This window comes from Streptomyces sp. NPDC056224 (genome assembly GCF_042267665.1).
Lineage (GTDB): Bacteria > Actinomycetota > Actinomycetes > Streptomycetales > Streptomycetaceae > Streptomyces.
The window spans coordinates 1-11,644 of sequence record NZ_JBHJTK010000064.1 but is presented as its reverse complement, the minus strand read 5'-3'; the positions used below and the strand labels follow the sequence as shown (position 1 = coordinate 11,644).

Here is an 11,644-nt window from a genome sequence, read left to right as displayed (position 1 = left end):
GATGAGTCAGGCGCAGGACAACGAGGACTGGGGGTCCCCCCGGACGGAGTCTGGGGGAGGGCAGGCCGTCCCGCAGACCCGCACCGCCCGCCACCGCCGGATCGTGGACATCCTCAACCGGCAGCCGGTCCGCTCCCAGAGCCAGCTGGCCAAACTGCTCGCCGACGACGGGCTGAGCGTCACCCAGGCGACGCTCTCCCGGGACCTCGACGAGCTGGGCGCGGTCAAGATCCGCAACACCGGCGGCGAGCTGATCTACGCGGTGCCCAGCGAGGGCGGCTTCCGGACCCCGCAGGCCCCGCTCGGCGAGTCCGCGAAGGAGGAGCGCATGCGGCGCCTCTCCGGGGAGCTGCTGATCTCGGCGGAGGCGTCGGCGAACCTCGTGGTCCTGCGCACCCCGCCGGGTGCGGCGCAGTTCCTCGCCTCCGCGATCGACCAGGCCGAACTCCGCGAGATCCTGGGCACGATCGCGGGCGACGACACCCTGATGCTGATCAGCCGCGACCCCGCGGGCGGCCAGGCGCTGGCCGACCACCTCCTGCGCCTGGCGCAGAAGGAGGGCTGACCCGCCTCCTGGCCCTGTCGTCACAGTGGCGCCTGGCCGACGCCACTGTGACGACAGGACCTAGTACCGGGTCACGGCCAGGGCCCCGGACTCCGTGCCGATCGCGATGTGGGGGCGGCGGCGCGGGTCCGCCCAGCGCAGGATCTCCCGCATGGCCCCCTCCGGTACGGACACGCAACCGGCCGTCGCGCCCTTACCGTTGACGTGCAGGAAGATTCCCGCGCCCCGGCCGCGCACGGGCTCGGCGTAGTTGAAGGCGATGAGCAGCGCGTGCGCGTACTGCTTCTCGTACGTCACCAGGTGCTCTGCCTCGCCCGGCGCGCAGTCCGCGGGCAGCGGCTCCACCCAGCGGTTGTAGCTGGCGGACGCGTTGTCCTGGCACCACCACGAACGGTCCGTCACCCGCCGGTAGGAATAGGCCGTCCCGGCCGGTGCGCGCCGGATTCCGAAGGCGTACGGGAGCTCGTACAGGCCCGCCGGTGTGGTGTCGGTGCCCTGGGTCCGGGTCGTTCCCTCGGTCAGCCCTCTCGCCCCGAAGCGGGCGTCCGCGCTCCCCGCCTGGTACCAGTGCCCCGCCCGCCGGTCCCACCAGGTCAGCCGCCCGGTCGTGGAGCCGGGAGCGGGCGCGACGGCGGTGATCAGCTGACTTCCGCCGCCGGTGTCGGCGAGACGGCCGGGCAGCGGGGGACTTTGGACGCCCTGCGGGAGCAGGGTGGTGACGATCGTTACGCCGGTGACGAGAGCGGTACGCAGCACATGTCAGACGGTACGGGGCGGAAGGGGCAGGGGCAGCGCAGGCAGGCCGTCGAGGCTCGTTCCGATGAAGTCCTTCTTCTCGCAGTACTCGGCGAACTCCTCGTCCGTCTTGCGGCCGAAGTACTCCGAGTGGAGGGTGCGCTCGCCCTGGTACTCCATCAAGGGAACGGCGTACCCGCACACATCGGCGATCCGGCGCGCGCGGACGACGATGACCGCGCGGGCGGACGGCCCGTCGGCCCCGCCGAACAGGGCGATCAGCCCGCCCCAGCGGGGGTCGTCGCGGAAGACCGCCTCGCCCTCGCCGTGGATGCGCACGATGTGGGGCGGGCCGGAGAACGCGCACCACATCAGGGTGATCCGGCCGTTCTCGCGGACGTGCGCGATGGTCTCGGCGCCGCTGCCGCCGAAGTCCAGGTAGGCGAGGGTCTGTTCGTCGATGACGACGAGGGTGCCGGCGCGGCCCTTGGGCGACAGGTTGACGTGCCCGTCACCCGCGAGCGGGGCGGTCGCCGTGAAGAAGACCGGCTGCTCCTCGATGAAGGTGCGCAGCCGGCCGTCTATGCGTTCGTATAGCTTTCCCATGACGATCAGTATCCGCTCATGCCGCATTCCACGCGGGGAATTCCGAGCTGGGAGCGCATCCATCGTCTGGCGTGGTCGGTGGCCAGCCCCGTGCAACGGTCCAGCAGGGCGCCGACCTCCGGGTCCCGGGCCGGCAGGCACATCGGCCCTTTGGCGGGCCACAGGCCCTGGATGTGCTGCGCGGCGAGGCGCCGCAGGCCCGGGTCCCCGTCCGCCTGCAGCTCCACGGCGGCCCGCAGCCACGCCACGCCACCCTGCGCGTACAGCAGCCGGTACGCGGCCCGGCGGGTGTGGACCGGCCGCTCGGGAGCGGTGCGGGCCAGCAGCCAGGCGGCGGGCAGCCGCCCGGCTCCGGGACGCAGGCCCAGGGAGACCTCGCGGGCCACGGCGGGCATCGGGTCGTCCAGCAGCGGCCGCAGCAGCTCGTGGTCGGCGGCCTCCAGCAGCCGCAGCCCGCCCACGGCTGCGGCCCGCACCGCACCGGCGGGGTGCTCCAGCAGCGCGTGCAGCAGCGGTGCGTCCGCGGGACCGGCGCACTCGGCGAAGCCGGTCACGGCGTACGGCGTCACCCGGGCCGGGTCCTCCACCAGAGCGCGGGAGACGGCGTACGGGTCGTCACCGCCCTGCCGGACCAGCCAGCGGGCGCACGCCCGGACCGTGCCGGAGCGGTCGGCGAGGTGTTCCACGGCCTCCGCCGCACGCCCGGCCGCGCGCAGGGCGGTGACCCCGCCGGCCCTGACCATCGGAAGGCGCCCGGCCAGGAGGTCGTCGATCGCCGCGTCGTCCGGCCCGCCGGCCGCCATGGCCGCCAGGGCGGCGTCCGCCCAGATCCGGCTCGTCACCTGGTCCCGCTCCTCGCGGGCCCGCGCGGCGAGTTCCCGTACGCCGGTCCGGCCGCCCGCCGCCGTCAGCCGGGCGGCGAACCGCCGGGCCGGCAGGTCGGCCCCGAGGCTCAGGTGGTTCAGGACGGCGTCACGCTGCTCGCCGGTCAGCGAGTTCGGGCTCCACGTCGTCGAGGGCCGCCCGGGGCGCCACCACGCGGCGAGCAGGGAGTACCGGCCGCTCACGGCGGCCTCCAGCTGTTCCAGCGCCCAGGCGCCGTGCTCGCGTCGGCCGAGGCGGAGGATGAGCGGGGCGAGCGTGATCAGCGCGGCGACGGGGTTCTCGGCCACGATCCTGCCGAGCACCCGCCGGGCGCGGCTCCGTACGGCGGGGACCCAGTCGGCGCACCGGATCACGACGAGCTGCGGCGGCGGGCGCCGCCACGCGCTCAGCGCGGACTCGCGGACCCGTCCGTCGGGGTCGCACAGGCGGGCCTCGATCCGTTTGCTCCGCGGGGCCCCGCCGGGCCGGGAGCAGTCGTGCCGCACCTCCTCGTCGAAGGCGATCCAGGCCTCCGGCCCGCTCCGGAACAGCATGCCGACGGCGACGGCGGGGTCCCTTCTCAGCAGCACCGCCACCGCGGCCCGCCCCCGGTCCGTGTCCCGTCCCAAGTCCCACACGTGCCCTCCCCGGATGTCCGGCGCTGATCGTAGGCGGCCGGAACGGGCGGCGCCCTCGATATACGAGCTGGTCAAGGGGCGGTGGGCATCGCGATTGACGAAACATACGGAGTACTGCATAATTATGCTTGCCGCTGACCCGCCACCACCCCACCACCAAGAGGTCCCCGGTCGCTTCTCGGAGGTCCCGGCCCGCCGGGGCCTCGCCCCGAGCCGTAACGCGCAGTACGAGTACGGCCTCCCCGTTACCTCCGCGGCGGGGAGGCCGTTGCACACCCGAAGCCATGCAGTCTTGAGGAGCAGTAGCTGTGAGCAGCAACAACGGTGACGTCCGGCTCTGGGGCGGGCGCTTCGCCGACGGCCCTGCCGAGGCCCTCGCGAAGCTGTCCGCGTCGGTCCACTTCGACTGGCGCCTCGCGCCGTACGACATCACGGGCTCACGGGCCCACGCCCGCGTGCTGCACAAGGCGGGCCTGCTCACGCCCGAAGAGCTCGAACGCATGATCGCCGGCCTCGGTCAGCTCGAAGCCGATGTGGCGGACGGCTCCTTCACCGGCACCGTCGCCGACGAGGACGTGCACACCGCCCTGGAGCGCGGCCTGCTGGAGCGGCTCGGCCCCGACCTCGGCGGCAAGCTGCGGGCCGGCCGGTCCCGCAACGACCAGGTGGCCACCCTCTTCCGGATGTACCTGCGCGACCACGCCCGGATCATCGGCGGCCTGGTCGCCGACCTCCAGGACGCGCTGGTCGGTCTCGCCGAGAGCCACGCGGACGTGGCGATGCCCGGCCGGACCCACCTCCAGCACGCGCAGCCCGTGCTCTTCGCGCACCACGTACTGGCCCACGTGCAGTCCCTGTCCCGGGACGCGGAGCGATTGCGCCAGTGGGACACTCGCACCGCGGTCTCCCCGTACGGCTCGGGGGCCCTCGCCGGTTCCTCGCTGGGCCTGGACCCGGAGGCGGTCGCCGCGGACCTGGGCTTCGAGCGCGGCTCGGTCGGCAATTCGATCGACGGCACGGCCTCGCGCGACTTCGTCGCCGAGTTCGCCTTCGTCACCGCGATGATCGGGATCAACCTGTCCCGGATCGCGGAGGAGATCATCATCTGGAACACGAAGGAGTTCTCCTTCGTGACCCTGCACGACGCCTTCTCGACCGGGTCGTCGATCATGCCGCAGAAGAAGAACCCGGACATCGCGGAGCTGGCGCGCGGCAAGTCGGGCCGCCTCATCGGCAACCTGACCGGCCTGCTCGCCACGCTCAAGGCGCTGCCGCTGGCGTACAACCGGGACCTCCAGGAGGACAAGGAGCCCGTCTTCGACTCCTGTGACACCCTCGAGGTCCTGCTGCCCGCCTTCACCGGGATGATGGCCACCCTCACGGTCAACCGGGAGCGGATGGAGGAGCTGGCCCCGGCGGGCTTCTCGCTCGCCACCGACATCGCGGAGTGGCTGGTCAAGCAGGGTGTGCCGTTCCGGGTGGCGCACGAGGTGGCCGGCGAGTGCGTCAAGGTCTGCGAGGTGCTCGGGATCGAGCTGGACGAGCTGACGGACGAACAGTTCGCGAAGATCTCGGAGCACTTGACCCCCGAGGTCCGGACCGTGCTGAACGTCAAGGGTGCGCTGGCCTCGCGGAGCGGCCGGGGCGGCACCGCCCCGTCGGCGGTCGCCGTCCAGCTGACCGAGCTGAAGGCGGACCTGGTCATCCAGCACGCCTGGGCAGCCCACAAGCAGTAGACGCCGTGCCCGCAGGGGCGGGAGGAGCCGGCCGGCTCCTCCCGCCCCTGCGGCATGACGGGGAACCGGCCGGCGACGGTGACCGGGAACGGCCGGTCACCGTCCACGGCCGCCCTTCCGGGGGCAGACGGCCTCCGCCCACTGCGCCAGCGCGTCGAAGTCCGTCCGGGTCAGCCCGATCCGTTCGTCGATCCTCATGAGCAGTGCCCGCGCCGGGTGCAGCCGGTCGACGTACTCGTGGTCCATGGCCGTGATGTCGTCGTCGATCCAGGCGAAGGGCCGGGACCCCGCGTACTCCAGGACGTACTGCGTCTTCCAGAAGGTGCCGCGCGGCGCCCGGCCGTGCATCACCGGCCAGTCGACGAAGGGGAGCCTCGGCAGGCCCAGGTGCGGGCCTATCCAGTCGTTGGCCTCGTCCTTCCACGTCGTGGCCCAGACCAGCTCGTACGCGTCGGCCAGTGCGAGCAGCTCCGGGCCGTGGCCGGGATTGAGCCAGACCCGCAAGGGCTTCGCGCTCTCGGCCGAAGTCCAGCCCGTGGGCCGCATGCGGTGGGTGGTGTACCCCTCGGGGTGGCGCCGGGGCTTGGCCGCGTAGGGGTTCAGCGGTCCGTCGACGTCGATCAGCAGCAGCGGCTTCATCGGCTTCATCTCGGCAGGATTCCTTTCAGGCTGCACGTGCGCAGCCCATTTGTCGATCGAATGAGACAGTGGCGTCTCATTCGGGTTATGCTTGTCTCATGGCCATGGATCGTGACCAGGTGCTCCGCGACGCGGCAGCCCTGCTTTCCCGCAAGTCGACCGCCACGATGGACGAGGTCGCCCGCGCCGCCGGGATCGGGCGGGCGACCCTCCACCGGCACTTCGCCGGGCGCGACGCCCTCGTACGGGCCCTCGAAGACCTCGGTATCCGCGAGTTCGAGGTGGCCTTCGACAACGCCCGCCTGGACGAGGGGAGCGCGGTCGACGCGCTGCGCAGGCTCGTTGCGGAGACCGAGCCCAATGCCGGGCTGCTGGCCTTCCTCGTCACCGAGAACCAGCTGTTCGAAGGCGACCAGGTCAACGAGGGATGGGCCCGTCTCGACGCCCGCGTCGGGGCGCTCTTCCGGCGCGGCCAGGCCGAGGGTGACATCCGGATCGACCTGAGCCCCGCCTGGCTCACCGAGGCCCTCTACGGCCTCATCGGCACCTGCGCCTGGGCCGTCATGGACGGCCGGGTCGCGGCCAAGGACTTCCAGTACATGATCATCGAGCTGCTGCTCGGTGGCGCGCGACGGAGCGTGGAGTGATGAGCGGTACCGAACAGCTCGACCGGCAGACGGAGGTGGAGGGGAAGAGCCCCGGGCGCTGGCTGGCGCTCTGCGTCCTCGTGCTGGCCGTGCTGCTGGTCGCGGTGGACGCCACCGTACTCGGTCTCGCCACCCCGTCCCTGTCCGAGGACCTGGAGCCCTCCGGCACCCAGCTGCTGTGGATCGGCGACATCTACTCCTTCGTCATCGCCGGGCTGCTCGTCTCCATGGGCTCCCTCGGCGACCGCATCGGCCGCAAGAAGCTGCTGCTGGCCGGTGCCACGGCCTTCGGCGCCGTCTCCGTCCTGGGCGCCTACGCGACCAGCCCCGAGATGATGATCGTCGCCCGGGCCCTGCTCGGCGTGGCCGGCGCGACCCTGATGCCGTCCACCCTCGCGCTGATCCGCAACATCTTCCACGACGCCGGGGAGCGCAGCCTCGCCATCGGTATCTGGGGCGCCACCGCCTCCGCCGGCGCCGCCGTCGGCCCGGTCGTCGGCGGGGCCCTGCTCCAGCACTTCTGGTGGGGCTCGGTCTTCCTCATCAACCTGCCCGTGATGATCGTCCTGGTCCTCGTCGGCATCAGACTGCTGCCCGAGTCGAAGAACCCGGTCGCCGGACCCTGGGACCTGGTCAGCGTCGGCCTGTCGCTCATAGGCGTCATCGGCGTCGTGTACGCCGTCAAGGAAGTCGCCACCCACGGCGCGACCCGGGGCGTCTGGGCGGCCGCCGTCATCGGCGCCGCGTGCCTGTACGCCTTCGTGCGCCGCCAGTTCACCCTGCCGTCCCCGCTGCTCGACATGCGGCTCTTCAAGCACCGCGGTTTCTCCGGCGCGGTCCTCGCCGACCTGCTCACCGTCTTCGGCCTGTCCGGGCTGGTCTTCTTCCTCTCCCAGTTCCTCCAGCTCGTACAGGGCCGCGACCCGCTGGAGGCGGGCCTGGCCGAACTGCCCGCCGCCATCGGCGCGGTGGCCACCGGCCTGGTCGCCGGGCGGTACGCCCGCCGGCACTCCGTACGGTCCGTCGTCGCCGGCGGTCTCGCCGCCATCGGCCTGGCCCTCGCCGTGCTCACCTTGATCCACAAGGAGACGGCCTACCCGCTGCTCGGCGCGGCCCTGCTCTTCGTCGGCCTCGGCGCCGGCTTCTCCTTCACCGTCACCGCCGACGTCATCCTCTCCAGCGTGCCCAAGGAACAGGCCGGTTCGGCATCGGCCGTCTCCGAGACGGCGTACGAACTCGGCGCCGCCCTCGGTATCGCCCTGCTCGGCTCCATCGTGACCGGCGTCTACCAGGGCTTCACCGCCCCGGACTCCGTCGCCGCGCCCGTCGCCGGCGCCGCCCACGAATCCCTCGGCGGAGCCGTAGACGTGGCCAGGTCGCTGGATCCGCACACCGCCGAGGTGATGGTCGGCGCCGCCCAGGAGGCCTTCGTGGACGGGCTGCGGCTCGCCTCCGGCGTCGGCGCGGCCGTGCTGCTGGCCACCGCCGCGGCCGCCTGGTTCCTGCTCAGGGGCCAGAGCCTCCAGGGCGGCATCGAGCATTGACTCCCCGCAAGGTCTGCTGCACCAAATGGAGTTGACAGTCCGTCGGACCCCGGGACACCATCCCGGCGATGGAGATCAACGATCTGACCCCGGCCGAGCGCCGCGTATGGGACGCCTTCCCGCGCGGTGAGGGCGTCGACTTCCGGGAGAGCCCCGACGAGGACGCGGCGGACGGCGCGTCGTGGGGCCCCGGGCGGACCGTCCGCGCCGACGTGCTCCGCGCCTTGCTGGTCAACAGCCCCTCCGTGCCCGGCCAGGTCGCCGGCCTCAAGATCAAGGGCGCGAAGATCATCGGCAGGCTGGATCTCAAGTACGCCGCGATCGAGGCCCCGATGCGCATGCGCGGCTGCTGGTTCGAGCACAAGCCGGGCCTGTACGGGGCCCGGCTGCGCGCCCTCGTCCTCACCGAGTCGTTCCTGCCGGGCCTGACCGCCGCCACCTTGCGGGTCGAAGTCGTGCTCCGGATGTCCTGCTGCCGCATCACCGGCCCCGTCCGCCTCGCCGGAGCCCAGATATCCGGCGGCCTCTTCCTCCAGGGTGCGGTCCTCGGCACCCCCGGCACCCCCGACGAGGGCGCCCAGGAACCACCGCTCCAGCTCAATCACGCCACGATCGGGACCGACGTCATCGCCTTCGGCCTGACCGTCCACGGCCAGACCCGCGTCAACGGCGCCACAGTCGGCGGCCAGGTCAACCTCGACGACGCCCGCCTCCTCGCCCCGGGCGGCACCGCCCTGCACGCCGAGACCCTCGTCGTCGGAACCGACCTGCGCGCCATGCGGATGGAGGCCCGCGGCCGGATCAACCTCACCGGCTCCCGCATACCGGGCCAGCTCAACTTCGCCTATGCCCGGTTCGTCAATCCCGGCGGCGTCGCCCTGCGCGCCTCCAGCTGCGTGATCGGCGAGGTCTGGCTGCGCTCCTGCGAGCGGCTCCAGGGCGGCGTGAACCTGCGGCGCTCGCAGTTCGACCTGCTGCACATGCCGCCCGAGACCTGGCCCGAGCAGATCCGCGTCGACGGCCTCACCTACCGCACGCTCGCCCCGCACCTGCCCGCCGAGCAGCGGCTGCCCGCCCTGGAGCGCGAGGAGTCCGGCTACCTCCCGTACGCCTACGAGCAGCTCGCCGCGGCCTACCGTACGGCCGGCGACGAGGCGGCCGCCCGGACCGTGCAGCTCGCCAAGCTGCGCCGGCACCGTCACACGCTGCCCCGGCACGCCAGGGTCTGGGGGCTGCTCCAGGACGTCACGGTCGGCTACGGCTTCCGGCCGCTGCGTGCGGCCGGCTGGCTGCTCGCGCTCCTGCTCGTCGGCTCGATCGCCTACGGTCTGCACGCGCCCCGGCCGCTGAAGGCGGGGGAGGCGCCGGACTTCAACGCCGTCTTCTACACGATCGACCTGATGCTGCCGATCATCGGCTTCGGGCAGGAGTCGGCCTTCGCGCCGAGCGGCTGGTACCAGTGGCTGTCGTACCTGCTGATCGTGACCGGCTGGATCCTCGCCACCACGACGGCGGCGGGCGTGAGCCGGTCACTCCAGCGCCAGTGAAGCGGTTTCAGGCGGCCTTCGCTTTGGTGGCGTACATGTCCACGTACTCCTGGCCCGAGAGCCGCATGACCTCGGCCATCACCGAGTCGGTGACGGCGCGCAGCACGTACCGGTCGCGGTCCATGCCCTCGTAGCGGGAGAACTCCATCGGCTCGCCGAAGCGGACGGTGACCCGGCCCGGGCGCGGCATCCCGGCGCCGCCGGGCTGGAGCTTGTCGGTGCCGATCATCGCGAACGGGACCACGGGGGCGCCGGTCATCAGGGTCAGCCGGGCGATGCCGGTGCGGCCGCGGTAGAGGCGGCCGTCGGGGGAGCGGGTGCCCTCCGGGTAGATGCCGAAGATCTTGCCCTCTTCGAGGATCCGGCGTCCGGTCATCAGGGCCGCGACCCCGCCGTTGGCCCCGTCGCGGTCGACGGGGATCATGCCGGCGCCGGTGAAGAACCAGGCCATCGCGCGTCCCTTGACGCCCTTGCCCGTCACGTACTCGTCCTTGCCGATGAAGTGGACCGTCCGGTCGCACACCAGCGGAAGGATCATGGAGTCGATGAAGGTGAGGTGGTTGCCCGCCAGAATCACCGGTCCGGTGCCCGGAATGTTCTCGACGCCCTCCACCCGGGTGCGGAACATCAGGCGCATGACCGGTCCGACAGTGGCTTTGATGAGGCGCGTACGGAACAACGTGGGCCCTCCGGCATCGAAAAGCGGTTCTCGCACCCACCACAGAGCGGTAGTGCAGGTGAGGACGATACTCGCGGGTCAGCTCTGATCGCACATCGGGTTCACAACACGGATACGCAGTGTTGACACGCGTTTGCGCCATGTTTCCCGCGTGCTGGCCCTGCCTACACCCCCCTTTGCCTACGATCGCCACGCAGATCCGGGCCTTTTCGCAACGGGGAGTGGCATTCATGACACAGGGTGGGGCAGCGCGGCGCACGGTCCTGGGGGCCGCGGTCCTGGCGGCCGGAACCGGATTCACCGGGCTGGCGGCGGGAACCGCCACGGCATCCGAGGCGGGCCACGGCGGGGGAGGCTACCGGGACCTCCCCCACCCCACGGTGATCGGCCACCGCGGGGCCAGCGGCTACCGGCCGGAGCACACGCTCGGCTCCTACCAGCTCGCCCTCGACCTGGGTGCCGACGTCATCGAGCAGGACCTGGTCCCGACCCGGGACGGCCACCTGGTGTGCCGCCACGAGAACGAGATCGGCGGCACCACCGACGTCGCCGACCACCCCGAGTTCGCCTCCCGGCGCACCACCAAGTCCGTGGACGGGGTCTCCGTCACCGGCTGGTTCACCGAGGACTTCACCCTCGCCGAGCTCAAGACCCTGCGGGCGAAGGAACGCATCCCCGCCGTCCGCCAGCGCAACACGCTCTACGACGGCCAGTGGGCGGTGCCCACCTTCGAGGAGGTCCTGCGCTGGGCCAACCGGGAGGGCCGCAGGCGCGACCGGCAGGTCTGGCTGCACGTGGAGACCAAGCACCCCAGCTACTTCAGGGCGCTGGGCCTCGGCCTGGAGGAGCCCCTCGCCGCACTGCTGCGCCGCTACGGACGCGACCGCCGCGACTCGGCCGTGTTCCTGCAGTCCTTCGAACCCTCCAGCATCCAGCGGCTCTCCCGGCTGGTCTCGGCGCCCCGCGTGGTCCTGCTCTCCGCGGCGGGCACCCGCCCCTGGGACTTCGAACAGGCCAAGGACCCGCGTACGGTCGCGGACCTGGTCAAGCCCGAGGGGCTGCGCTGGATCGCGGGCTTCGCCCAGGGCATCGGCCCCACCATGGACCTGATCCTCCCGCGCGACGCGGCAGGCAAGCTCGGTGCCCCGACCACCCTGGTCAAGGACGCCCACGCCCAGGGGCTGGTGCTGCACCCCTACACCGCGCGCAACGAGAACAGCTTCCTGCCGGCCGACTATCGCAAGGGCACGGATCCGGCCGCGTACGGGGACGCCTTCGGAGCCTTCCGGGCGTACTTCGAACAGGGCATCGACGGCATCTTCACGGACAACCCGGACACCGGGCTGCTCGCGGCGGAGGCCTTCCGGCCGGGCCGACGCCCCGTCAACCGCTGAGCGGACCTTCCCGAACGAGTGGGCCGGGCCCGGCGCGGAAACCGCCCGGC

At 72.2% G+C, this 11,644-nt stretch carries 11 protein-coding genes; 6 read left to right on the top strand and 5 right to left on the bottom strand.

All coding sequences use genetic code 11. From position 1 onward, the window contains the following. Position 1: 1 nt before the first annotated feature. Positions 2-565 carry an arginine repressor gene (locus ACFCZ1_RS36025; protein ID WP_376682516.1) on the top strand — a complete coding sequence of 188 codons (564 nt, stop codon included), beginning with the start codon at positions 2-4 and terminating at the stop codon, positions 563-565. 60 nt (positions 566-625) lie between these two features. Here ACFCZ1_RS36025 and ACFCZ1_RS36020 read toward each other — a convergent pair whose 3' ends face one another. From ACFCZ1_RS36020 to ACFCZ1_RS36010, 3 genes are read right to left on the bottom strand one after another with little or no spacing between them, the layout of a single operon-like run. Further along, positions 626-1,318 carry a L,D-transpeptidase gene (locus ACFCZ1_RS36020; protein ID WP_376682535.1) on the bottom strand — a complete coding sequence of 231 codons (693 nt, stop codon included), beginning with the start codon at positions 1,316-1,318 and terminating at the stop codon, positions 626-628. A 6-nt stretch (positions 1,319-1,324) separates the two neighbouring features. Next, positions 1,325-1,906, bottom strand: coding sequence for a pyridoxamine 5'-phosphate oxidase family protein (locus ACFCZ1_RS36015; protein ID WP_376682515.1), 582 nt, complete (start codon positions 1,904-1,906; stop codon positions 1,325-1,327). A gap of 5 nt (positions 1,907-1,911) precedes the next feature. Next, entirely contained in the window at positions 1,912-3,408 is a 1,497-nt protein-coding gene (locus tag ACFCZ1_RS36010; protein WP_376682514.1) for a hypothetical protein, read from the bottom strand. A 308-nt stretch (positions 3,409-3,716) separates the two neighbouring features. Between ACFCZ1_RS36010 and argH the strand changes: the two genes are divergently transcribed. Further along, entirely contained in the window at positions 3,717-5,144 is a 1,428-nt protein-coding gene (gene argH / locus ACFCZ1_RS36005) for an argininosuccinate lyase (protein ID WP_376682513.1), read from the top strand. Between the two features lie 96 nt (positions 5,145-5,240). Here the strand turns inward: argH and ACFCZ1_RS36000 are convergent, their stop codons facing one another. Then, the gene (locus tag ACFCZ1_RS36000; protein ID WP_376682534.1) at positions 5,241-5,783 is read right to left on the bottom strand and encodes an HAD domain-containing protein; all 543 of its coding nucleotides are present in this window, start codon (positions 5,781-5,783) and stop codon (positions 5,241-5,243) included. 98 nt (positions 5,784-5,881) lie between these two features. On the opposite strand from ACFCZ1_RS36000, the gene ACFCZ1_RS35995 reads away from it, so the two are divergent. The 3 genes from ACFCZ1_RS35995 to ACFCZ1_RS35985 all read left to right on the top strand — a co-directional run bounded on the left by ACFCZ1_RS35995 (position 5,882) and on the right by ACFCZ1_RS35985 (position 9,521). After that, positions 5,882-6,430, top strand: coding sequence for a TetR/AcrR family transcriptional regulator (locus ACFCZ1_RS35995; RefSeq protein ID WP_376682512.1), 549 nt, complete (start codon positions 5,882-5,884; stop codon positions 6,428-6,430). After that, positions 6,430-7,974: an MFS transporter gene (locus ACFCZ1_RS35990; RefSeq protein WP_376682511.1), complete on the top strand. Its 1,545-nt coding sequence runs from the start codon at positions 6,430-6,432 to the stop codon at positions 7,972-7,974. The genes ACFCZ1_RS35995 and ACFCZ1_RS35990 overlap by 1 nt, the downstream gene beginning before the upstream one ends. Positions 7,975-8,042: 68 nt before the next feature. After that, positions 8,043-9,521: a membrane-associated oxidoreductase gene (locus ACFCZ1_RS35985; RefSeq protein WP_376682510.1), complete on the top strand. Its 1,479-nt coding sequence runs from the start codon at positions 8,043-8,045 to the stop codon at positions 9,519-9,521. Positions 9,522-9,528: 7 nt separating this feature from the next. On the opposite strand, the gene ACFCZ1_RS35980 is transcribed toward ACFCZ1_RS35985, so the two are convergent. Beyond that, positions 9,529-10,158, bottom strand: a complete 630-nt coding sequence (locus ACFCZ1_RS35980; protein WP_376682509.1) for a lysophospholipid acyltransferase family protein — start codon at positions 10,156-10,158, stop codon at positions 9,529-9,531. Positions 10,159-10,430: 272 nt separating this feature from the next. Between ACFCZ1_RS35980 and ACFCZ1_RS35975 the strand changes: the two genes are divergently transcribed. After that, entirely contained in the window at positions 10,431-11,594 is a 1,164-nt protein-coding gene (locus ACFCZ1_RS35975; protein WP_376682508.1) for a glycerophosphodiester phosphodiesterase, read from the top strand. Positions 11,595-11,644 lie beyond the last annotated feature (50 nt).

Coding starts and splice junctions, on each gene's coding strand:
- ACFCZ1_RS36025 (WP_376682516.1), top strand. CDS start 2: ATGAGTCAGGCGCAGGACAACGAGGACTGGGGGTCCCCCCGGACGGAG.
- ACFCZ1_RS36015 (WP_376682515.1), bottom strand. CDS start 1,906: ATGGGAAAGCTATACGAACGCATAGACGGCCGGCTGCGCACCTTCATC.
- ACFCZ1_RS36000 (WP_376682534.1), bottom strand. CDS start 5,783: ATGAAGCCGCTGCTGCTGATCGACGTCGACGGACCGCTGAACCCCTAC.
- ACFCZ1_RS35995 (WP_376682512.1), top strand. CDS start 5,882: ATGGCCATGGATCGTGACCAGGTGCTCCGCGACGCGGCAGCCCTGCTT.
- ACFCZ1_RS35990 (WP_376682511.1), top strand. CDS start 6,430: ATGAGCGGTACCGAACAGCTCGACCGGCAGACGGAGGTGGAGGGGAAG.
- ACFCZ1_RS35985 (WP_376682510.1), top strand. CDS start 8,043: ATGGAGATCAACGATCTGACCCCGGCCGAGCGCCGCGTATGGGACGCC.
- ACFCZ1_RS35980 (WP_376682509.1), bottom strand. CDS start 10,158: ATGCGCCTGATGTTCCGCACCCGGGTGGAGGGCGTCGAGAACATTCCG.
- ACFCZ1_RS35975 (WP_376682508.1), top strand. CDS start 10,431: ATGACACAGGGTGGGGCAGCGCGGCGCACGGTCCTGGGGGCCGCGGTC.